At 67.6% G+C, this 20,298-nt stretch carries 22 protein-coding genes; 8 read left to right on the top strand and 14 right to left on the bottom strand.

Annotated features, from left to right (window positions below):
- Positions 1-37: 37 nt before the first annotated feature.
- Positions 38-1,768 carry a GAF domain-containing sensor histidine kinase gene (locus CJ179_RS32845; protein WP_095864197.1) on the top strand — a complete coding sequence of 577 codons (1,731 nt, stop codon included), beginning with the start codon at positions 38-40 and terminating at the stop codon, positions 1,766-1,768.
- Positions 1,769-1,781: 13 nt separating this feature from the next.
- On the opposite strand, the gene CJ179_RS32840 is transcribed toward CJ179_RS32845, so the two are convergent.
- Positions 1,782-2,321: a TetR/AcrR family transcriptional regulator gene (locus CJ179_RS32840; protein WP_095864196.1), complete on the bottom strand. Its 540-nt coding sequence runs from the start codon at positions 2,319-2,321 to the stop codon at positions 1,782-1,784.
- A 53-nt stretch (positions 2,322-2,374) separates the two neighbouring features.
- On the opposite strand from CJ179_RS32840, the gene CJ179_RS32835 reads away from it, so the two are divergent.
- Positions 2,375-3,310 (top strand): alpha/beta fold hydrolase, encoded by a 936-nt coding sequence (locus CJ179_RS32835; RefSeq protein WP_095864195.1) that lies wholly within the window; start codon positions 2,375-2,377, stop codon positions 3,308-3,310.
- A 97-nt stretch (positions 3,311-3,407) separates the two neighbouring features.
- On the opposite strand, the gene CJ179_RS32830 is transcribed toward CJ179_RS32835, so the two are convergent.
- Complete coding sequence (locus tag CJ179_RS32830; RefSeq protein WP_095864194.1) at positions 3,408-4,154, bottom strand: response regulator transcription factor; 747 nt, start codon at positions 4,152-4,154, stop codon at positions 3,408-3,410.
- 158 nt (positions 4,155-4,312) lie between these two features.
- Here CJ179_RS32830 and CJ179_RS32825 point away from each other — a divergent pair, with 158 nt between their 5' ends.
- Positions 4,313-5,161, top strand: coding sequence for an alpha/beta fold hydrolase (locus CJ179_RS32825; RefSeq protein ID WP_095864193.1), 849 nt, complete (start codon positions 4,313-4,315; stop codon positions 5,159-5,161).
- 22 nt (positions 5,162-5,183) lie between these two features.
- Here CJ179_RS32825 and CJ179_RS32820 read toward each other — a convergent pair whose 3' ends face one another.
- Positions 5,184-5,867, bottom strand: coding sequence for a hypothetical protein (locus CJ179_RS32820; RefSeq protein ID WP_095864192.1), 684 nt, complete (start codon positions 5,865-5,867; stop codon positions 5,184-5,186).
- Between the two features lie 334 nt (positions 5,868-6,201).
- Between CJ179_RS32820 and CJ179_RS32815 the strand changes: the two genes are divergently transcribed.
- Both CJ179_RS32815 and CJ179_RS32810 read left to right on the top strand, forming a co-directional pair.
- Positions 6,202-7,707, top strand: a complete 1,506-nt coding sequence (locus CJ179_RS32815; protein ID WP_095864350.1) for an MFS transporter — start codon at positions 6,202-6,204, stop codon at positions 7,705-7,707.
- Positions 7,708-7,863: 156 nt separating this feature from the next.
- Complete coding sequence (locus CJ179_RS32810; protein WP_072946288.1) at positions 7,864-8,289, top strand: hypothetical protein; 426 nt, start codon at positions 7,864-7,866, stop codon at positions 8,287-8,289.
- 28 nt (positions 8,290-8,317) lie between these two features.
- On the opposite strand, the gene CJ179_RS32805 is transcribed toward CJ179_RS32810, so the two are convergent.
- Positions 8,318-8,854, bottom strand: coding sequence for a carboxymuconolactone decarboxylase family protein (locus CJ179_RS32805; RefSeq protein WP_072946287.1), 537 nt, complete (start codon positions 8,852-8,854; stop codon positions 8,318-8,320).
- Positions 8,855-8,982: 128 nt separating this feature from the next.
- Here CJ179_RS32805 and CJ179_RS32800 point away from each other — a divergent pair, with 128 nt between their 5' ends.
- Positions 8,983-10,143: a zinc-binding dehydrogenase gene (locus CJ179_RS32800; protein WP_095864191.1), complete on the top strand. Its 1,161-nt coding sequence runs from the start codon at positions 8,983-8,985 to the stop codon at positions 10,141-10,143.
- 13 nt (positions 10,144-10,156) lie between these two features.
- Positions 10,157-11,029, top strand: coding sequence for a DUF4436 family protein (locus CJ179_RS32795; RefSeq protein WP_072946285.1), 873 nt, complete (start codon positions 10,157-10,159; stop codon positions 11,027-11,029).
- A 37-nt stretch (positions 11,030-11,066) separates the two neighbouring features.
- Here CJ179_RS32795 and CJ179_RS32790 read toward each other — a convergent pair whose 3' ends face one another.
- The 7 genes from CJ179_RS32790 to CJ179_RS32760 all read right to left on the bottom strand — a co-directional run bounded on the left by CJ179_RS32790 (position 11,067) and on the right by CJ179_RS32760 (position 16,936).
- Positions 11,067-11,474, bottom strand: coding sequence for a DUF302 domain-containing protein (locus tag CJ179_RS32790; protein WP_072946302.1), 408 nt, complete (start codon positions 11,472-11,474; stop codon positions 11,067-11,069).
- Between the two features lie 109 nt (positions 11,475-11,583).
- Positions 11,584-11,853, bottom strand: a complete 270-nt coding sequence (locus CJ179_RS32785) for a metal-sensitive transcriptional regulator (RefSeq protein WP_095864190.1) — start codon at positions 11,851-11,853, stop codon at positions 11,584-11,586.
- 132 nt (positions 11,854-11,985) lie between these two features.
- Positions 11,986-12,627: a hypothetical protein gene (locus CJ179_RS32780; protein WP_143548935.1), complete on the bottom strand. Its 642-nt coding sequence runs from the start codon at positions 12,625-12,627 to the stop codon at positions 11,986-11,988.
- Positions 12,627-13,631, bottom strand: a complete 1,005-nt coding sequence (locus CJ179_RS32775) for an inorganic phosphate transporter (protein WP_072946282.1) — start codon at positions 13,629-13,631, stop codon at positions 12,627-12,629. Before CJ179_RS32775 ends, CJ179_RS32780 begins: the two co-directional genes overlap by 1 nt.
- A gap of 125 nt (positions 13,632-13,756) precedes the next feature.
- Complete coding sequence (locus CJ179_RS32770) at positions 13,757-14,749, bottom strand: nitroreductase family protein (RefSeq protein ID WP_095864188.1); 993 nt, start codon at positions 14,747-14,749, stop codon at positions 13,757-13,759.
- 169 nt (positions 14,750-14,918) lie between these two features.
- Complete coding sequence (locus tag CJ179_RS32765) at positions 14,919-16,331, bottom strand: wax ester/triacylglycerol synthase family O-acyltransferase (RefSeq protein ID WP_095864187.1); 1,413 nt, start codon at positions 16,329-16,331, stop codon at positions 14,919-14,921.
- Between the two features lie 62 nt (positions 16,332-16,393).
- Entirely contained in the window at positions 16,394-16,936 is a 543-nt protein-coding gene (locus tag CJ179_RS32760; protein ID WP_241031206.1) for a hypothetical protein, read from the bottom strand.
- Between the two features lie 287 nt (positions 16,937-17,223).
- Between CJ179_RS32760 and CJ179_RS32755 the strand changes: the two genes are divergently transcribed.
- The gene (locus CJ179_RS32755; protein WP_095864186.1) at positions 17,224-18,108 is read left to right on the top strand and encodes a universal stress protein; all 885 of its coding nucleotides are present in this window, start codon (positions 17,224-17,226) and stop codon (positions 18,106-18,108) included.
- Positions 18,109-18,194: 86 nt separating this feature from the next.
- Here the strand turns inward: CJ179_RS32755 and CJ179_RS32750 are convergent, their stop codons facing one another.
- The 3 genes from CJ179_RS32750 to CJ179_RS32740 are packed head-to-tail and all read right to left on the bottom strand — an operon-like array spanning position 18,195 to position 20,298.
- A complete protein-coding gene (locus tag CJ179_RS32750) occupies positions 18,195-18,443 on the bottom strand; it encodes a PLD nuclease N-terminal domain-containing protein (RefSeq protein ID WP_072946278.1) in 249 nt (82 codons plus the stop codon).
- 53 nt (positions 18,444-18,496) lie between these two features.
- Positions 18,497-19,363 (bottom strand): universal stress protein, encoded by an 867-nt coding sequence (locus tag CJ179_RS32745; protein ID WP_095864185.1) that lies wholly within the window; start codon positions 19,361-19,363, stop codon positions 18,497-18,499.
- Complete coding sequence (locus CJ179_RS32740; RefSeq protein WP_072946276.1) at positions 19,360-20,298, bottom strand: universal stress protein; 939 nt, start codon at positions 20,296-20,298, stop codon at positions 19,360-19,362. Before CJ179_RS32740 ends, CJ179_RS32745 begins: the two co-directional genes overlap by 4 nt.

Below are 20,298 nucleotides of genomic sequence, written 5' to 3'. Positions count from 1 at the left end.
GTTGTTCCGGCTCCTCGTGAGGTCACCGGGTGGGACAATGCGTCGTGTGACCCGTCAACCGGACGAACACGACCGTGGGCCCCTCCTCGGTAGCCTGTCCGAGCTGAGGCTGCGTGAGCTCCTGACCGAGGTGCAGGACCGCATCGCGCAGATCGTCGATGCGCGCGATCACGTCGACGGCCTTCTCGAGGCGATGCTCGCCGTCACGTCGGGACTCGACCTCGACAACACGCTCCGCACCATCGTGCACGCGGCGATCGATCTCGTCGACGCCCGGTACGGTGCGCTGGGGGTGCTCGCTCCGACCGAGGGGCTGAGCGAGTTCGTCTACGAGGGCATCGACGAGGAGACGCGGGAGCGTATCGGCGACCTGCCTCGTGGTCGCGGCGTCCTCGGTTTCCTCATCACGGATCCGAAGCCGGTCCGGTTGGAGGACCTGTCTCATCACGCGGCGTCGGTGGGGTTCCCGGACCACCATCCGCCGATGAAAACCTTTCTGGGAGTTCCCATTCAGATCCGAGATAAGGTGTTCGGGAATCTGTATCTCACGGAGAAGGCCAACGGTGCGCAGTTCACCGAGGACGACGAGGTGCTTCTCCGTGCGCTGGCGGCGGCCGCCGGTATCGCGATCGAGAACGCCCGCCTGTACGAGGAGTCCCGGACGCGGCAGGCGTGGCTGGAGGCGACACGGGAGATCGCGACCGAGTTGCTCGCCGGCAGTGACACCGCGGAGGTGCTGCAGGTGATCGCCGACGACGCGCTGGCCCTGACCGCCGCCGACAGTGCCTTTCTCGCGGTGCCGGACGATCCTGACCTCCCGTCGGACGAGGTGACCGAGCTCGTGGTCACCGCGTCGGCCGGGACGGTGCCGGATCGGATCATCGGCCGGGCGATCCCGGTCGAGCGGTCGACGTCCGGTGAGGCGTTCCGGGAGCGGACCCCGCTTCGTGTCACCGCGCTGGCGTTCGATCCCGGGTTCGAGACGGGGGCCCGGTTCGGTCCTGCGCTGGCGCTGCCCCTGCGTGCCGCGCAATCGGTGTCCGGGGTGCTGGTGACACTCCGCACCGCCGACGCGCCGCCGTTCACGGACGACCAGCTGGCGTTGATGTCGGGATTCGCGGATCAGGCGGCCGTCGCGTTGCAGCTGGCCAACAGTCAACGCCGGATGCGTGAGCTCGACGTCCTGTCCGATCGCGACCGGATCGCGCGTGACCTCCACGACCACGTCATCCAACGGCTGTTCGCGGTCGGCCTGTCGCTGCAGAGCACCCTGCAGCGGGCGAAGGCTCCCGTCGTCAAGGACCGGCTCGAACAGTCGATCGACGACCTGCACGACATCGTGCGGGACATCCGCACGGCCATCTTCGACCTGCACGGCGGTTCGGGCGGCATGACGCAGTTCCGGCGGCGTCTGCACGAGATCGTGGCCGAGACCACCGCGGATTCCGGGTTGCGCACGACGGTGCACATGTCGGGGCCACTGTCCGTCATCGACGCCTCGCTCGCCGAGCATGCCGAGGCGGTTCTGCGTGAGGCGTTGAGCAACGCGGTCCGGCACGCCGGAGCCGAGACGGTGACGGTGAGCATCTCGGTCTACGACGATCTCGCGATCGAGGTCGCGGACGACGGCAAGGGATTCGAGGAGAACGTCGCCACCAGCGGGCTGGACAATCTGGCCGCCCGGGCGCGGGAAGTCAACGGGCACTGCGCCGTCGACTCGACTCTCGGCGGTGGAACCACGCTCCGGTGGTCCGCTCCCCTTCCGTGAGTCCGGGTGCGCGTCAGCTCAACGCCGCCCGCACCACCAGTTCGAAGGCCGGCCGCGGATCGGTGGTGTCCTCGCGGGCGATGCGGTGCAGGATCAGTCCCTCCGCGCAGGCCATGAGTGCGGTGGCGGCGGTCCGCGGGTCCCGCGCACCGAGGTGGGCGAATGCCGAGACGACGGACGCCTCCATGGCGGTGCGCCCGCGTGCCAGCGCATCCCGGAGAACGGGGTCGTGGCTGGCCTCGAGGAACAGGACCAGCCGCGCCGCGGTGACGGTTCGGTTGGCGACGGTCGTGTAGTCGATCAGGCCGCAGACCGCGTCGACGAGGTCTGCGGCAGACGCCGGTGCCAGCATGCCGACCTCGGACAGTTCGCGGTCCACGATCGCGTCGACCGTCCCGGTGAGCAGCGCGGCCCGGGTGCGGAAGTAGTTGGACGTCGACCCCTTCGGGAGGCCGGCGCGGTCGTCGACCCGGGCGTGGGTGAGCGATCGCAGACCCTCGGTTCCGAGCAGGTCGATCGCCGCGTCGAGTGCACTCGTTCTCGTGGACGTCACCTGGCTACTATAAACATAGTGACGTAGCACTATGATCGTAGTAACGTGAGGTCATGAGACGCGAGGCTCCCGGCGACGCCAGAACATCCGGCCCGAACGGTGCGCCGGACAACACCTTTCCCGCACTGGGCGAGGTCCGGCACCGCTACGTCCGGCTCCCCGGCCTGCGCGTCCACGTGGCCGAGGCCGGTCACGGCGAACCGGTGGTGCTGCTCCACGGCTTCCCCCAGCACTGGTGGGAGTGGCGCGGGGTCGTCCCGGGACTCGCCGAGCACTACCGGGTGATCTGCCCGGATCTGCGCGGCGCCGGCTGGACCGACGCCCCGCCCACCGGATACACCCGCGCGCAGTTGCTCGCCGACGTCGAGGCACTGCTGGACGCGCTCGAACTCGACCGGGTCTGCCTGATCGCGCACGACTGGGGCGCACTTCTCGGATACGAGCTGTGCCTGAGCGCACCCCCCCGGGTCCGGAAGCAGATCAGCCTCGGTGTCCCCCACCCCTTCATCCGGTTCGACCCACGGTTGCTGACGACGATCGCACGGCACGGCTGGTTCCAGCCCGTGATCGCCGCGCCGTTCCTCGGTCCGTTCCTGCTCGGCCGCGGGCGTCAACGGCTGACGGACCACCTGCTGCGAGGCTTCACGACGGACCGGAACACGTGGTCGGAGCGCGACGTCGAACTGTTCGCCGGACGGCTGCGCGAACCGGCCCGCGCCCATGCGGCGTCGGCCCTGTACCGCTGCTTCATCATGCGTCAGGCGGCGCGGATCATGACGGGCGCGTACCGGCACACCCGTCTCGCCACTCCCACCCGGGTGCTCGTCGGCGCCGAGGACGCCATCGTGCGCAAGGAATTCCTCGGCGGCTTCGAGGGGCACACCGACGACTTCGGTGTGGAGTTCGTCGACGGCGCCTCGCATTTCCTCGTCGACGAACGGCCCGATGTGGTGCTCGAACGCGCGCTCGCATTCTTCGCAGCGGCCTGACGGGGCCGGGCATCACGGGGTTCCCCGGTCAGGCAGTGCCCAGCGGGTGTGCGCCGGCGTCGGGGTGGATGTAGGTGACCATTCCCGCGGGCCGGTGTCACGACACGGCGACGGACACCTGACGGGCGGGGTCGATGGTCCCCGGGCGTACGTCCTCGCCGAGGGCGAAACCCACACCGCGCACGGTGTGGACGACATACGGCGATCCGACGGCCACCAGCTTCCGCCGGAGGGAGCAGACGTAGGCGTTGAGGACGTTCGTCTTCGATTCGACGGTCACACCCCACACCATCAGCATGAGGTCGCGGCGGGTGACGACCCTGCCGACGTTCTGCGCGAGCACGGTGAAGAGGACGAATTCCGTCCTGGTCAGCGTGGTGCGCAACCCGTCGTAGTCGGTGTCGTGCCGCTCCTCGCACAGGCACAGGTCCTGGCTGCCCGCGGGCGCCGGCGCGGTCACCTCGGGTTTCACACGGCGGAGGATCGCACGGAGCCGGGCGACGAGTTCGTCCGCGCCGACTGGCATCTCCAGCACGTCGTCGGCGCCGGCCTCGAGGAGGTCGCTGCGACGGTTGCCGGAACGGAAGGTGCCGATCACCACGATGGCGAGGGCGAATCGCATCGCCTTCAATCCCCGCACGGTGGTGTCGGCGTCGAGGTGGGGTGATCGCGCGTCGACGATCACCACGTCGGGGGGTTCGATCCGCGACCGCACCGGTTCCGCGTAGGTTCGGGTGACGAAGAATCCTCCGTCCCGGAGGCGTTCGACGAGGGAGCTTGCCACGTCGGCGTCGATGAGCAGGACACGCGGCCGGGCGGCGGCCGGGCTCGACACAGAGTTCATGCGGATTCCTCCTGTTTTCGAGCCTCACGTCGGTGTGCCGTGTAGATCAACCCGGCGCCGAAGATCAAGTTCCCACGCCGCAGTTGATGACGATATCGAGCGGAACTCCCCTATCGTTACCGTGAGACCGCTGCATCACCCGATCGGGAGGTCGCTGTATGTCGGAACTGCGACACATCGCACTGCACGGGGACGACGTCGCCTACCGGCTGAGCGGTGAGGGCGAGACGCTTCTGCTCGTGCATGGGATGGCCGGAAGTTCGGCGACGTGGCGCGCGGTCCTCCCGCAGTTGGCGCAGCGCTACCGGGTGCTGGCCCCGGATCTGCCCGGTCACGGCGATTCGGCCAAACCGCGCGGCGACTACTCGCTGGGCGCGTTCGCCGCGTGGCTGCGCGACCTGTTGCACGAGCTGGACATCGAACGGGTGACCGTGGTCGGGCAATCCCTCGGCGGCGGGGTGGCGATGCAGTTCAGCTATCAGCATCCCGAACGGTGTGAGCGCCTGGTCCTCATCGGCAGCGGCGGACTGGGACCGGACGTGAACTGGACCCTGCGGTTGCTGGCGGCGCCCGGGTCCGAGTTCCTGCTTCCCCTGATGGCGCCCGCCGCGATACGCGACGCCGGCAACAAGGTTCGCAGCTGGCTGGCGGCGATCGGGGTTCAGTCGGTTCGCGGCGACGAGATGTGGCACGCCTATTCGTCGCTGTCCGATCCGGAGACCCGGCAGGCGTTCCTGCGGACTCTCCGCGCGGTCGTCGACCATCGGGGGCAGGCGGTGAGCGCGCTGAGCCGGCTGTACCTGAACGCGGGTCTGCCCACCCAACTGATCTGGGGCGATTCCGACGGCATCATCCCGGTCTCGCACGGTTACGCGGCGCACGAGGCGATGCCCGGCAGCCGGCTCGCCGTCCTCGACGGTATCGGCCACTACCCGCACCTCGAGGATCCGGCCGCGGTGGTCGGCATCATCGACGACTTCGTTTCCACCACGCCCGCACGCAGGTGAACTCTTGGGTGGTGTCGACGCATCACGCCTGACGCAGGGGAGACTCGGATCGGGCGGCGCGCATGCGTCGTCCGGTGACCAGGATGTAGATGCTGACCAGCAGCACCCAGGCGGGGAACGCCAGCGTCGTCCACAGGCTGACGCTGACCACCAGCAGCAGGGCCAGGGCGAGCAGGTACGTCGTCACGACGAGGAATCGCGGCATCAGTCCGGTCCGGAGCCAGATCGTTCCCAGCGAGATCATGAACACCGCTGCCATGCGCAGCGCGTAGACGTGGTTGATCTGCAGCATGATCTCGCGGCCGAAGTAGACGATCTCGTCCGCGGAACTGCCCGAGTGCCGGGCAATCGCGAGGACGCCGCCCGCCACGCCCATCGAGATGAAGCCCATCGCGAGGAACAGCAGGCCACTGCCCAGGAATACCGTCGCGAAGAAACGGTCCTCGAGGTCGCCGAGACGGTCGCGGATGACGCCGATGAACCAGAGGAACGCGATGCCCGCGAACGGGGCGAGCACGAGGGCCGTCTTGATCCGTGTCTCACCGCTTCCCACCCAGGGGGTTTCGTCGAACGGGTCGGCAGGCAGCGCGGTGTGCAGCAGGACGAGGCTGGCGGAGAAGAACGCGGCGAACACGATTCCCGCGACGGCCGCCGAGCGTGGCGTTCTCAGCCGGCGGAACTGTTTCTCGCGCTGCATGGCGGCCATGGGTCAATCCTCGCTCGAGCGGTGAGCGGGAATCACCGATTCGCGCCAACCGGCCCCGTGCCCGACGAAGAAACCGACCGCCGCGCCTGCTACGCCCGATTCGGCGGCGCGAACTGGCCTTTCCCGGGCGATGGTGCAGACCGGGCGTGTCGGCCTCCCGCTGGGCGGAACGCCGCATGGCGTGCCGCATTCCCGAGAACTGTGATGTCAATTACACATTCGCGAGACTTCGACCACCGAATGTGACCACCCACCCCTACCGCCCGGCTCGGGCGCGCCGCACTGCCGCGGCACCGCCACGAGTTCCCGTGCAGGTATTCGAAAGGACCCGATGATGGTCACCCATGCGCCAGACGGCGGATCGGCTCGGACGCGACAGCAGGACGCGACCGACGAGCGATGGACGCCCCAACTGATCTTCTCGCTCGCCTCGATCGTGTTGCTGCTGGAGATGCTCGCGGTCAGCTACATGATGATCTCGATCGCGTTGCCGCAGATCGTCACCCACTACCGGACGACGCAGGGTGCGTGGTTGCTCACGTCGTTCCTGCTGGTGGGGGCGATCACCTGCCCGCTGATCGGCAAGCTCGCCGACACCCACGGCAAGCGCAAGATGCTGCTGACGGCCGTCGGCCTGTCGGCGCTCGGGTCGCTGATCTCGGCGATCGCACCGACGTACGCGGTGCTGATCGCCGGCCGCTCCCTGACCGGGCTGCTCGTGCCGTGCCTGTTCCTCAGCTATTCGCTGATCCGCGACGTCTTCCCCGCCCGGACGGTGGCGTTGGCGGTCAGCATCGCCACGAGCGGTATGGGGCTCATCGCGATCCCCGCGCCGTTCTTCACCGGCTGGCTGATCGACAATTTCGGCTTCCGGAGCATCTTCTGGTTCTTCCTGGCCGGTCTCGTGGTCCTCAGCATTCTGATCCGGGCGACGACCGGCGAATCGACCGTCCGTCTGCGGTCGCGCATCGACCTGATCGGCGCCGCGCTCCTCGGCGCGGGACTCGCCGGCATCCTCGTCGGAGTGAGCTTCGGGCCGTCGTGGGGCTGGACGTCGGGGTCGACCCTCGGGTTCATCGCCGGCGGTGTCGCCCTGCTGGTGGCGTGGATCGTGTCCGCACTTCTGCTGCCGGACCCGCTGATCGACATCCGGTTCTTCGGTAAGCGGCCCGTATTCCTGACGGCACTCGGCGCCGGATTCTGCTACGGCACGTCCTCGGTCTTCACGATCATGCTCCCGATGATGTGCATGACCCCGGCGATCCTGGGGCTCGGCTACGGATTCGGCATCAGCGCAGAGGGATTCGCGATCTTCCAGGCTCCGTTGGGTGGTGCGGTGGTGATCGGCGGACTGATCGTCGGAACCCTGGTTCCCCGGAACGTGAGGCCGCGGATCCTGATGGTCGTGGGCATGCTGCTGATGGCCGCGGCCTGCCTGCTCACGGCGACGATCCACGACGACAAGGCGCTGCTGATCGGCTTCGCCGCCCTCCTGGGAGTGGGAATGGGCATGGGGTACGCCTCCATCCCGAACCTGCTCATCGCCACGGTGCCGCCGCAATTGCAGGCGACGACGGCGAGCATGGTGGCGGTGTTCCAGAGCATTCTGCCCGCCATCCTTCCGGTCATCGCGTTCACCGTGTTGAACTCGCACATCGCGACCGTCGTGCAGGGCGCCGTCTTCTACACGGACACCGGCATCACCATCGCATTCGTGATCGGCGCGATCTCGGCGCTGCTGGGCGCGGTGGTGGCCGTCGCGCTGCCCCGCAGGATTTCGCAGCTGAGCGCACCCGGTGCCGAGTCCACCTCGGCGACCGACGTGGTTCTCGCCCACTGAGCGGCTGGTCATGACGTCGTCGCCGCGTCCCCGAGCGGGCGCGGCGACGACCACCGGGCGGCCCGCTCCGTCGAAACCGCTCCCGGCCGTCTGCCGAGTGGGAGGCTGAGGTGGGGAAACAGTTCTCTGGTTCGACCCGGACGACAGGAGACCACCATGCGACTGACCACACTCGGCGACCTTCCCGGACGCATCGCGACCGGGGGCTTCATCCTCCATACGGGATTGCAGAAATGGTCGGCGGACGAGCAGACCGCCCAGGGCGTTCACGGTATGGCGGCGGGCGCGTTCCCGTTCCTGAACGCGATTCCGCCGGAACGATTCATCAAGTTGCTGTCGATCGCCGAGATCGGCACGGGCGCAGCGTTGCTCGCACCGTTCGTGCCCACCGTTGTCGCGGGGGCCGCGCTCACCGGGTTCTCCGGGGGGCTCGTGGCGATGTACGCGAGGACCCCCGCTCTGCGGAACCCCGGCAGCATCTGGCCGAACGAGAACGGCACCGCCGTCGCGAAGGACACGTGGATGCTCGGGATGGGGCTCGGTTACGTGCTCACCGGGTGGACGCGGCTCCGCAACCGCTGACGGTCCGGCGGTGGCGTCGACGCTGTCGTCACTGTTCGGGCACGGCGCAGAAGTCGCTGTCGGAGAATCCGGAAGGGCGCACACCGAGCGCCTGGTTGAGACGTCCGCGGTGATTCTCCCAGGCGATGGCCGCGGCGAGTTCGGTCACCTGGGACTCGGAGAAGGCGGCGAGCAGCGAACGCCGCAGGTCGTCGCCGATGTGGGCGGGGGTGCGTGTCATCGCGTCGGCGAACTCCAGGACCAGCTTCTCGGTGTCGTCGAACGCGGAGCTCTCGCGGAACGCCGGCAGGGCGCGCAACTGGGCGTCGCTGACCCCGAGCGCACGGCTGAACGCCGATCCGATGTCGAGGCAGTACTCGCAGTTGGTCAGCGCGGCCGCCTTGATCTCGGCGAGCGCCTTCAACCGGGGGTCGACCCGGGCGCTCGCCGCCAGCGCGACCTCGTGGAATCCGACGGCCGCGAGCAGCTGCGGCCGGCGTCGCAACCAGCGAAACAGGTCTGCCCGGTTGCGGCGGGCGGTGGGAAAGACGCGGCGAAACGAGTCCATCTGACCGAGGACGCTCATGCTGTCGGTTTACACCCGCCGCCGGACCGAGACAACCCCTGGGCCATTCGGCAATCGCCGTGTCCCGGCGGCGGGAGTGTTCTACGTTCGGAGCTGAGGCCGACCCCGCCGCACCCCGAGGAGTCACCATGAAGGCAGTCGTCTGCACCGAGACTCGCCTGGAGTTCGGTGACGTCCCGGCTCCGGTCCCGGCCAGGGGTCAGGTGCTGATCGACGTGTCCCGGTGCGGGATCTGCGGCTCGGACCTGCACGCCCGCGTGCACGCCGACGAGATGGCGGAACTGGCCGCCGAGACCGGCTACCGCGACTTCATGCGTTCACACCAGCGGGTCGTGCTGGGTCACGAGTTCAGCGGCACCGTTGCCGGTTACGGGCCCGGCTGCCGGAAGCGGTGGCCGGTGGGTACCGCGGTGGTGGCGTTGCCGATCGTCCGCACCGGCGCCGGGATTCACCTGACCGGCCTGTCTGCCTCGGCGCCCGGTGGCTACGCCGAACAGGTGGTGGTGCAGGAGTCGATGACGCTGCCGGTCCCGAACGGTCTGACGGCGGAGAAGGCGGCCCTGACCGAGCCGATGTCGGTGGCGTGGCACGCGGTGCGCAAGGGTGACGTCGGCAAGCGCCGGAACGCGGTCGTCATCGGGTGCGGCCCGATCGGTCTCGCGGTGATCAGCATGCTGAAGGCGACTGGTGTCCGTACCGTGGTGGCCGCCGACTTCTCCACCCGCCGCCGCGAACTCGCCCGGCAGTGCGGTGCCGACGTCGTCGTCGACCCTGCCGCGGCGTCGCCCTGGACGTCGTATCCGCGACGTCGGGAAACGACCTCGATCACGGATGTGCTCGGTCTCGGGCTGGACACCATGGAGAAACTGCGCCGAATCCCGAGGCTGCCGTGGTGGCATGCGTTCGCCCTCGCCGACACGGTGGGCGCGACACCGTCCGGGCCGGTCGTCTTCGAGTGCGTCGGCATGCCCGGCGTCATCGACGGCATCCTGGCCGGGGCCCAGCTGCGGTCCCGCGTCGTCGTGGTCGGGGTGTGCATGGAGACCGACACGTTCCGGCCGGCGCTCGCGGTCAACAAGGAGATCGAACTCCGCTTCGCCGTCGCCTACGACCCCCGCGAATTCCGCGACACCCTCCACATGCTGGCCGACGGAAAGGTCGATCCGACACCGCTGATCACCGGCACGGTCGGCCTGCCCGGGGTCGAATCCGCGTTCGCCGCGCTGGGTGACCCCGAGGTGCACGCGAAGATCCTGATCGACCCCGAGATCAGCACCGCTTCCCTGTGATCCGCCGCCGATCATGAACTCTCACCATCCCCGCCTCCGATGGGTCGCCCCGGCGCTGCTCCTCGCGTTGATCTACGCGGCGTCGCTCACCGTGTACGGGTTGAGCAGCCGCACCGGCGAGGACGAGGGACCGTTCGAGGGCAGCAACGACGAGGTCGTGGTCCTGGTGACGGCGAAGTCCCTGCAGCCGACGACCGACCGGGTGCAGGCCGAGGTGACGATCGCCGTCGGCGAGGAGTACCTGCACGCCAACGGCGACACCCTGAATCGGGACATCACCCTGCTGCTCTTCCCGAGCACCAGTCACGAAGAGATCGTGTTCCGGGCGGGCGCCGCACCGACGACGTTCGACACCGAGTTCATCGCCACCGGCAACGCGGCGTACTGGCCGTTCGACCGGTTCGAGGTGAACCCGATGGTCGTGGAGGCGTACGAGGGCGCCGGCGCCGACCGTGAACTGCTGCCCACGGGTCTCCTCGTGGACGGCAGAGTCGACGGGTGGAAGGCGCGGGCCGAAGCGGTGACAGTCGACACGGACCTCTCGCGGAACGGCACCGGCGCCGCGCTGTTGTTCGCGCGCACGGGCGGGAACCTGATCTACGCCGGCATCCTCTTGCTGATGATGACGATCCTCGCGGGGCTCGCCGCGTTCGTCGCGCTGCAGACGTTCCGGCGCAAGCGGGCCGTCAACACGGACATGCTCGGATGGATGGCGGCGATGCTGTTCGCGGTCGTGCCGTTGCGCGGAATCCTGCCGGGAAGCCCGCCGATCGGGTCGTGGGTCGACATCGCCCTCACGGTGTGGGTGGTGTCCACCCTCGTCGCGTCGCTGGCGTTGTTCGTCTTCTGCTGGTGGAGGGACAGCGAGCAGCCCGCTCAGCCCTGATCAGCTGGGGCGCGTAACGGCGCCAGCCGTGTGGGTGTCAGGCGCGGTGTGCGGTGAGGGAGTCGATCGCGGCCCGCAGTTTGGTGGTGGCGTCGTCGGCGACGTCGTTCAGTCCCGGTTCGCCGGTGACTTCGACCATCAGGGCTGGGTTCATCGCGTCGACGATGACGCTGTTCTCGGTGGCGGTGTCGGCGCGCACGACGACATTGCAGGGCAGCAGCAGCCCGATCTGCCGGTCCACGTTGACTGCGCGGTGGGCCAGAGGCGGGTTGCACGCGCCGAGGATCAGATAGTCCTCCATGTCCTCGCCTAGTTTCGCCTTCAAGGTGGCTTTCATGTCGATCTCTGTGAGAATTCCGAAACCCTGCTCGGACAGGGCCTTCCGAGTGCGTTCCACGGCATCGGCGAACGTTGTGTGAAGTGTTGTCGACAATGCGAGATTCATGACCATTCGGCCTTCTTTCGGTGTTCGTGGGATCTGGTGTTCGGCATTCGCTGTGTGATCGTCGATGCGTTGAATCGGAGCGGCCCTGGGCCATGCGGGTGAATGACGATCAGGCGAGCGCAAGGAAGAGCTTCTCCAGTTCAGCCTCAGTCATGGGTTCGGCACCCTCCGCAGCGTCGCCGGTCAGGCATTCACGCAACCCGGTTGCGACGATCTTGAACCCGGCCCGATCCAGAGCGCGAGAGACCGCAGCGAGCTGGGTGACGACGTCTTTGCAGTCACGTCCCTGCTCGATCATCGAGATCACCCCGGCCAGCTGCCCGTGCGCGCGGCGGAGCCGATTGAGTACCAACGCAAAGCTGTCGTCGTCGCCGACCACGAGTGTCCCCTTCCTGAAATCTGACCCCAATAATACCCCTGGGGGTATCGTGTCGGGGTAGGTGAGTCCAGTGTCACCTCACTCGCGCCGCGCCTGCTCCTTGGACCTCCCGAGTGGCTGAGCGGGCCGTGCTCACCGCGACTTGTACACCGAATACCAGGTCCGCCGTGCAACACGCATCATCGCGGCGTGCAGATGTTCAGCGCGGCGATACAGTTCCCGTCTACGCAGCTCCCGTCGGACGTCGGGCTCGGTTTCGAGATCGGCGATCGCAGCGCGGTAGGCGTGCTCGACCGCGGACAATTCTTCGATAGCGTGATCGGCGCACGTTGCCGCGTCCCCACTCGGCAGCGCCCGCAGCCCCTGTGCGAGGGGGACCATCGCTTTCGCGAGCCTGTCTATCAACTCGACGAGGTAAGGATCAGGCGGGGCGCAGGTCGGGCCGGAACACGACAGCTCGGACTCCCGGATCAAGGCGTACCCGGCCTCGGTGATCTCGCCGAGACGCTCCCCCAGTTCGAAGAGGTCTTCCGCCTCGACGGGGGTGCTGAAACTATCGCGCACGGCGTCGTTGAGAGTGCGGCGGGCACGATGCTCGTTCCCTGCGGCGACCCGCAGCTCCGCGACGGCATCATGGGTCGGGATCTTGCCGTGTCCCCAGTCGTTCAACACGTGTATGCACTGCTCGACGATGTCGAGCTGTTGGCGCAGCATGCCCAGCACGTCGAACGAGCGTGGCAGGAACCACGCATTGGACAGTCGCGGCCGATGCATCAGATCGCCCCCCACACCGGAAACAGCATCGCCCCCAGCAGTGCGGTCATCGGTAGCGTGACGACCCAGGCCACGCCCATCTCTGTGACTACCTTCCAGTGCACATGCCGCGCGCGGTGTTGTGCTCCCGTGCCCACCACACCGGCGGCAACTACATGTGTGGTGCTGACCGGTGCACCCACGAGGGATGCGCCGAGGATCACGCCGGCGGCGCCGGCCTGACTGACCAGCCCGTCGAGCGGAGTCATCCGAAACACCCCACGCCCCACCGTCCGCACGATACGCCACCCGCCGAACGCGGTTCCGACCGTCAGACTCGTCGCAGCTGCCAGCTTGACCCACAGGGGCACGGTGAACTCGGTGAGATGGCCACCCGCTATGAGCAGCAGCGTGATCACGCCCATGGATTTCTGCGCATCGTTGCCACCGTGGCTCAGTGCGAGTGTGGCGGCCGTGACCCATTCGGCGCGGCGCACCGGGCCGAGTGCGCGTCGACGGGCACGTCGCATCAGTCTCCAGGCGATGGTCGCGAGCAACGCACACGCGACCGCGCCGAGAAGTGGGGAGATTGCCAGACCGACCAGGATCCCCACCACGCCGGAAGGTCGGCCGTCGGTGAATCCGCCCCAGTGCACACCACTCGGGCCCGCAGCGATCAGGGATGCACCGACCAGTCCGCCGACCAGGGCGTGCGATGAACTCGATGGCAGCCCGAACCACCAGGTGACAAGGTTCCATGCGATCGCTGCAGTCAGTGCGGCGCCGACCGCTGTGACCGTCGCGCTCGCGGGCAGTGCGACGACTCCTCCGACGGTGTCGGCCACGGCCGTTCCCACGATCAATGGGCCGACGAAGTTCCCGGCAGCAGCCAGGATGAGCGCGTGTTCGGGGCGAGCGGCCCGGGTGGCGACGAGCGCGGCGATCGAGTTCGCGGAGTCGTGGAAGCCGTTGGTGAGGTCGAACGCGAGCGCTGTCGCGATGGCCAGGAGGACAGCGACCTCCACGGCTCAGTACACGCGATCGGTGTGTGGGCTCTCTGCGGCCGGCATCGAACAGGCCATCACGGCCGCACGAGACGGCCTGGTGAACATCTGCAGCGCCGTGACGGCGCGATCAGTCCCGTGCACGGTCAGGCCTCCGATCGGTCGCGGAAGAGAACCTCGGAGAGCGGTCGTCTCGGCGTTGTCGAGAGCGGTTCGGCCCGTGGCCCGATGCCGACCCGGATGAGGACTTGAGGCAGGCCATCGCCCTCGAGCAGCTCACCCACACGGGTTCGCGTCTCCCCCAGCTCGGTCATGTGCGTGACCGGGCACGTACCGAAGCCTCGCGCTGTGCAGGCCAACAGGAGCGCCGAGAGCGCCTCGCCGCATCGCAACCAGTTCAGCCTCGAGTCCGAGCCGGTGGTGAGCACGAGTATCGCTGCACGGTCCTCCAGGTCGCCGGGGTCACACGTGGCAGTGCCTGGAGGGAACTCTCGTCCGACCGGGACAGTTCCCGGTGGCGCGGCTGGTAGCGCCGCCGACGGAATCCCGTCGGGATACAGTGCGTGCCCGGCCCACCAGCGCAGCTCGGCTTGGTACACCGGGTTCTCGCGGCGTAGACCTCGGAGGCGAAGTGACATTGCCTCGAGTGCGGGTCGTGCGCGGTCTCCGATGTCTTCCACCTGTGTTCCTGCGCGTTCGGCGAGTTCGGTGACCTGCGCCAGGGTGTCGTCCCATGAGGTAGGTGCAGACATCGGTAGCCGCTCGGTGTACCGGCGTGCGATCGCCGTTGCCATGGAGATCTCGGATTCGGACACGTCCGCCGTGGGGGTGAATGCAACAGTTGCCAGACACTCGCGGTTCGCCGAATGCGGCATGCGTTCGATCACCGAATCCCAATGGTGCTCGAGTAGAGCGTATTTCAGATGGTTGAGCGCCGCACCGCAGGACACCACCATTTGACGTCCGAATGAATCGGTGGCAGGCAGGATGCGGTCGGGGTCACTGGACAGTGTCAGACCCTCCGGCTCGAGGACCCACCGCCACGGTTGACTGTTGTGAAGAGATGGCGCCCGGCAGGCCGACGCGACCACCGACTCGATCGTGCGCCAACTCGGCATCGTCTCCGCAGCTGTGCCCATCACCCACCTCATTACTCGTAGCCAGGTGCGCCGCTTGGTGCCATCGTGGTGATGTCGAGTCTCGCGTACCGGGCCCTCGCACCGGTAGGGCCGGAGGTCATCGCGACATTCTGCCGTCACCCACCCGAGGGCTGGACCGACATGCGACTGTGGGATGGCGGGTCCCCGATCAGCTCTGGCTGCCCGCGGTCTCCAACCGGGCTGCCGTCAGTAGCGAGGACACGCCCTGTTCGATCGCCGTTCCCAGGTCGGCGAGGTCCGGGGTGGTGTCGTAGTCACCGGTCAACCCGAACGTCAGATTGTCGGCGTAGCTGAGGATTGCGATGCCGACGCGCAATCGCAGTGCGATGGGTACGTACGGGAAGATGTCGACGATTCTTCGGCTGAGGAGGTGACGAGTCTGTTGGGGTCCGGGGATGTTGGTGGCCACTGCCACCACGCTGTGCTGGGGGAATCGGGTGGCCAGACGCAATGCCCAGGCGAGCGGCATGAACGGCCCGGATTGCGCCAAAGTGGTGAACACCTTTCCGCCCTGCGCTTCCTTGCCTGCCTTGTGCGCGGACATCCGCCGATGCACTGCGGTGAGCTGTTCGACGTGATCTTCGATGTCGACCGGCAGGAACGGCAGCATGAGCGATACCTGGTTGTGGAGAGATTCCGCGTCGTCGTTCGCGGACCGCGCCGAGACCGGAACCAGTGTGCGCACCGTGTGTGCGTCGGGGTGTTCACCGCGCCGGAGGAGCAGTGTCCGTAATCCGCCGGTGATGGCCGCGAGGGCGACGTCATTGACCGTGACGCCGTATGCCGCACAGATCTCCCGGACATCCGCCATCCGGGTGCGGGCACCGCGGTAGCGCCGTTGCTTTCCTATCGGACCGATCAGTGAAGTGTCGGACGACGACGTCAGCATCTCGGTCAGGAGCCGGGCAAGTCCCCGGCCCGCTCCGAGTCCCGCTCGAGCGATCGTGAGAGGAGCGCGCAGGATTGTCTCGAGTAGTTCGCACTGGTGGCTCGGGGAGAGCAGCGTGGAGATCGACGGTGCCGGCGGTGGTTGATGCGCGGGGCGATCCGGACCCGACGAGTCGGCGGCGGGGTCGATTGTCGGCTCCACCTCATCGCACATAGCCTCGAACAGTCGTGTTCCGGTGATCCCGTCGGCCATGCAGTGATGGAGTTTGGCGAGCATCGCCCAGCGGTCGCCGCTGAGTCCTTCCACTACCCAGCATTCCCACAGCGGGTGGTCCCGGTCGAGCCGGTGCCCCATGACTCGGGCAACGAATCCGAACAGTGCCTCCTCCTCGCCCGGGTTCGGGATGGCGACCCGTCGCAGGTGTCGGTCGAGGTCGAAGTTCGAATCTTCCGTCCACGACGGGGCACTGACATCGAGTGGAGCCGTGCGGAGTTTGTCGCGTGCGTGTGGAAGGTCGAGGAGACGTTCCGCGACGGCGTCGCGGAACTCCTTCTGATCGGGCGGGGGTCCTTCGATGACTGCCAGCGCTCCGATGGTCAGGCTCGCATGCCGGTCGGAGTCTTCAGTTTCCAGGAAGCCGGCGTCGAGGAAACTCAGCGTGTCATTGCCCATGGTCGACCTCATCGCCTTCCAGTGCGGTGTTCCTGAGGTCCGGATTCACGGCCGTGTCGACTTCAGCTCACGGGCCATCCGGGTGCCTTTCCGATCCCGGCCCATTCCCGGTTCCATTGCGCGAGGCGGTGCCTCGACGCGCTCCAGTGAACACCCAGAAGGAGCAGCACTCCCGCGATGATGCTCGTTGCCCACACTGCGATGGCGGCGATGACCGCGGCGACCGCGCTCTCCCCGCCGGTCATCGGCGCCGCACTGAGATTCCCGTTCGTGTCGACCCAGATGCTCACAGCGTCGCCCGCTTTCGCCCCGGAATCGACGTCGATCATTTTCGTGTGCCCCGTCCCGCCAACGGACCAGTGCACCCGCGCCCGACCAAGATCGGACCCTCCAGTTCCGCGCACCGCATCCTCGCTGTATACGCGCGCCGCATCCTCGACGAGCACGGCGGTCACCTCGCTACGGGTCGCCTGTTCGACTCGTGCTTGGTCGCTCAACCTGGTGTAGGTGGCGGTTCCGAACGCCCCGGCGACCGGAAGCAGGAGTACGACCACCGCGACTACAACGATGACGATGACGGATTCGAGGCGGTCGCTCGGACGCATCAGCCCGTTGTGGCTCCATGGCACCAACCGCCAGATTCGAACTGGTGTAGTCAGTTCCCCAGCCACCACGACCTCCTGCGTTCCGCACTCTCAGTCTTCCGGCTCGTGTCACAGGTCTGTAGAGACCAAGGTCATCTCGCGTCCCTCGGTCGGTGACTGGTGACTTCGGTTGTCGTCAATGCACGGCGGCCCTTCCGGAAGGCGGGACCTTCGGCTCTATGAGGCGTTTGTACCAGCGAAGACGATTGTTGAATCGGGCGAACGCACACTCAGTCGAGGAGACCATCATGACCGCCCACAAGCCGATCGTCGTCGGAGTAGACGGGCAGTCGGCACTGCAGGCCGTGACCTGGGCCGCACGAGAGGCCGTCTACCACGACGCCCCGTTGGTCCTGGTCACCGTCACCTCCGCGTTCGGCGACCCCGGGGTCCCTGCCGGGATACCCGCCAGGTTCTTCGACGACAAGGAACTCGATGCGAGGAAACGCCTGGCAAAGGCCGAGGAATTTGCTCGGGCGGCCGCCGACGGTCACGACATCGACATCGACATCGAGATCGCGCGCGACACGGGCTCACCGGCTCACGAATTGCTCGAGCGGTCGAAGACGGCACGCATGGTGGTGATCGGCAGCAACCGGTACGGCCCGGTGGAGAGGGCACTGCTCGGTTCGGTCAGTACCGCAGTCGTCACCCACGCCCAATGTCCCGTCGCGGTGGTCCGCGACCTCCCCCATACCGAGGTGACCGAGATAGTCGGACCGGTCGTCGTCGGGGTGGACGGGACAGCCAACAGCGAACCTGCGATCTCCGTGGCGTTCGAGGAAGCTGCGCAGCGGCACGTCGGGCTGGTGGCCGTGCACGCCTGGTCCGATATCGACCTCGATCTCGCGGGCTGGCGCGGTAGCGGATTCGAATGGGAGAAGCAGCACACCCGCGAGATGGCACTGCTGGCCGAAAGTCTGGCCGGTCGCGCTGAGGACTACCCGGACGTCAAGGTCCAGCCGGTGGCGGTGATAGATCGTCCTGTCCACAATTTGCGCGCACAAGCCGAACGCGCACAACTTCTGATTGTGGGCAGCCGCGGTCGTGGTGGATTCGCGAGCATGTTGCTGGGATCGACCAGCCGGGCCCTGCTGCACTCCGTCACCTGCCCGCTGATCGTCGCCCGCTGAGTTCGTCGCCCTCGCGCGGACAGGGTCATGCACCCGTGCCCGGGGACATCCCTGTCGTCGGGTGTTGCAGCCGCGGTGCGGAGGGCCTACGCGGTGTGCGGTGAGGTCTCGTCGCGGCGACCGCGTGTGAAGTAAGCGATCGGGCCGATGAAATTGACCGCGATAAATGCGGCCCACATCTTCTTGCTGCCGTTGATCTGCCACGGATCGCGGCGAGCGAGATCGGTCCACGCGGCGATCGCGAGTGCCATTTGTACTGCCGCTGACATGGCGACGGCGGTGCGCTGGCGGTGCGTCAGATCAGACCACGACTTGCGGCTTCGTCTGCTGTGCATTATTCGTCCCCTCCTCTCTCTCACCGAAGATATCTCTTTCAGGGGAAAAGGCGTCAGCCCTCCGAGTGCGGGCGCACGATCAGCAGCGGGCACGTGGTGATATGCAACAGGGCCTCGCTGGTCGAACCGAGTGTCATACCGGCGAATCCGCCGCGGCCGTGGCTTCCGACCACGATCAGCTGAGCTTCCTCCGCCTCGGCCAGCAGGTGACGCACCGGACGATCTCTGACCACGACGACCCGCACGGCGATGTCGGGATACTGCTCCTTGCGCCCCGCGAGGCATTCGGCCAGCAGGGACCGCTCTGACTGTTCTGCGGCCGTCCACTGTTGCGGATCGATGTGGATCTGCGACAGGTTCTGATCGGACCAGGCGTGCAGCGCAACCAGTTCAGCACCACGCAGTGCACATTCTTCGAACGCGACGTCGATGGCGGCGGCGCTGTTGGCGGATCCGTCGACTCCGACGACGACCGGCCCCGCGCCGTCCTCGATCCGAGACCACCCCTCGATCACCGCGACCGGGCAGCGTGCGTGGCGGGCGACGATCGAGCTGACGGAACCGAGCAAGCCGCCCGTGAATTCACCGAGACCGCGCCGGCCGACAACGATCATCCTCGCGGAGTCCGAGCAATCGACGAGCGCCGCGGGCGCGTACTGCGCATGTACCTCGGTGCGGATCTCGACTCCGCCCCCGCGGTTCTGGGTTTGCGCAATCCCGACCGCGGCGGCCAGGTCTCGTTCGGCGCGGGCGCGCAGTTCGGTTCCGATGCAGGGGACGGCCTCGGCGCCGCGATAGCTGACGCACGACAGGATCAGGAGTGGAGCGTGGCACATTCCGGCCTCACGCGTAGCCCATCGCACGGCGTCCGACGACGACGGGGATCCGTCGACGCCCACGACTATCGGTGCGTTCGTCACGGTGTTCTCCTCGAATCCGTCGGGACGGATGGGGCATCGGTGTGGGGCGGTGCCGGAATCGTGTCCGGACGGCAGATCGTGACGGGGCAGGGAGCGCGATGCAGCATGTCTTGACTGGTCGATCCGAGCAGCGCCCGTCCCAGCGCTCCTCGCCCGTGGCTTCCGACGACCAGGAGTTGCGCCTGACGACACCGCGCGAGCAGGGCATCCGCCGGGGTGCCGCGTTCGGTGACCTGTTCGATCGTCACGTCGGGGTACTCGGTCCGGCAGCCGGCGACGCTTTCGGCGAGTAGTACGCTCTCTGCCGCCTCGACCGGATACTCGTGGCGATGCGAATCCCCTTGGGGCGCTACGCCCGTCCAGGTGTGAACGGCCACGACGGGCACCGCGAACGACTCCGCGAACGAACACGCCCACCGCACCGCCGCGATGCTGATCTCGCTTCCGTCGACGCCGACGATCACCGGCCAGCGGTCGGGCACGGCGGGACCCGTGGCCTGCCGCCACACAGTGACCGGGCATTCGGCGTGGTGCGCCAGCCGTAGGGCCGTGGCGTTCAGATATCCCTCGACGGGCCCGGCACACGACGATCCGATCGCCACCATCGAGGCCGACGATGCCACATCCAGCAGGACATCGGCGGGAGTCGGCCCCGTCATGGTTGTGCATTCGATCGCGGCGGCTGGTTGTTCGCCGCGGATGATGTCGGCGGCACGCGCGAGCGCGGCGTCGCCGAGCACACGGTGCGCCTCGATGTCCCGGACCGGTGCCGGCACCCCATAGAAGACAGGTGCCTGTGGTAGGACGTGAACCAGTCGGAGCGGCACGTTCCACTGCGCGGCGACAGCGGCGGCCCAGCGTGCCGCCGCCTCCGCCACGGCCGAGCCGTCGACCCCGGCGACGATCTGCCGGCCGCCCGTGCCGTGCCCGGTCAC

The organism is Rhodococcus sp. ACS1 (genome assembly GCF_002300155.1).
Lineage (GTDB): Bacteria > Actinomycetota > Actinomycetes > Mycobacteriales > Mycobacteriaceae > Rhodococcus_F > Rhodococcus_F koreensis.
Note: the sequence above shows the minus strand (reverse complement) of the source record. Positions and strands in the feature narration are given on the sequence as shown.

What these genes read in the sequence shown, in the direction of transcription:
- CJ179_RS32750 (WP_072946278.1), bottom strand. Translation starts at nt 18,443, where the DNA reads ATGCACAGCAGACGAAGCCGCAAGTCGTGGTCTGATCTGACGCACCGC.
- CJ179_RS32820 (WP_095864192.1), bottom strand. Translation starts at nt 5,867, where the DNA reads ATGGCCGCCATGCAGCGCGAGAAACAGTTCCGCCGGCTGAGAACGCCA.
- CJ179_RS32765 (WP_095864187.1), bottom strand. Translation starts at nt 16,331, where the DNA reads ATGGGCAATGACACGCTGAGTTTCCTCGACGCCGGCTTCCTGGAAACT.
- CJ179_RS32770 (WP_095864188.1), bottom strand. Translation starts at nt 14,749, where the DNA reads ATGGGCACAGCTGCGGAGACGATGCCGAGTTGGCGCACGATCGAGTCG.
- CJ179_RS32825 (WP_095864193.1), top strand. Translation starts at nt 4,313, where the DNA reads ATGTCGGAACTGCGACACATCGCACTGCACGGGGACGACGTCGCCTAC.
- CJ179_RS32835 (WP_095864195.1), top strand. Translation starts at nt 2,375, where the DNA reads ATGAGACGCGAGGCTCCCGGCGACGCCAGAACATCCGGCCCGAACGGT.
- CJ179_RS32800 (WP_095864191.1), top strand. Translation starts at nt 8,983, where the DNA reads ATGAAGGCAGTCGTCTGCACCGAGACTCGCCTGGAGTTCGGTGACGTC.
- CJ179_RS32845 (WP_095864197.1), top strand. Translation starts at nt 38, where the DNA reads ATGCGTCGTGTGACCCGTCAACCGGACGAACACGACCGTGGGCCCCTC.
- CJ179_RS32755 (WP_095864186.1), top strand. Translation starts at nt 17,224, where the DNA reads ATGACCGCCCACAAGCCGATCGTCGTCGGAGTAGACGGGCAGTCGGCA.
- CJ179_RS32815 (WP_095864350.1), top strand. Translation starts at nt 6,202, where the DNA reads ATGGTCACCCATGCGCCAGACGGCGGATCGGCTCGGACGCGACAGCAG.
- CJ179_RS32810 (WP_072946288.1), top strand. Translation starts at nt 7,864, where the DNA reads ATGCGACTGACCACACTCGGCGACCTTCCCGGACGCATCGCGACCGGG.
- CJ179_RS32795 (WP_072946285.1), top strand. Translation starts at nt 10,157, where the DNA reads ATGAACTCTCACCATCCCCGCCTCCGATGGGTCGCCCCGGCGCTGCTC.
- CJ179_RS32830 (WP_095864194.1), bottom strand. Translation starts at nt 4,154, where the DNA reads ATGAACTCTGTGTCGAGCCCGGCCGCCGCCCGGCCGCGTGTCCTGCTC.
- CJ179_RS32790 (WP_072946302.1), bottom strand. Translation starts at nt 11,474, where the DNA reads ATGAATCTCGCATTGTCGACAACACTTCACACAACGTTCGCCGATGCC.
- CJ179_RS32780 (WP_143548935.1), bottom strand. Translation starts at nt 12,627, where the DNA reads ATGCATCGGCCGCGACTGTCCAATGCGTGGTTCCTGCCACGCTCGTTC.
- CJ179_RS32805 (WP_072946287.1), bottom strand. Translation starts at nt 8,854, where the DNA reads ATGAGCGTCCTCGGTCAGATGGACTCGTTTCGCCGCGTCTTTCCCACC.
- CJ179_RS32760 (WP_241031206.1), bottom strand. Translation starts at nt 16,936, where the DNA reads ATGCGTCCGAGCGACCGCCTCGAATCCGTCATCGTCATCGTTGTAGTC.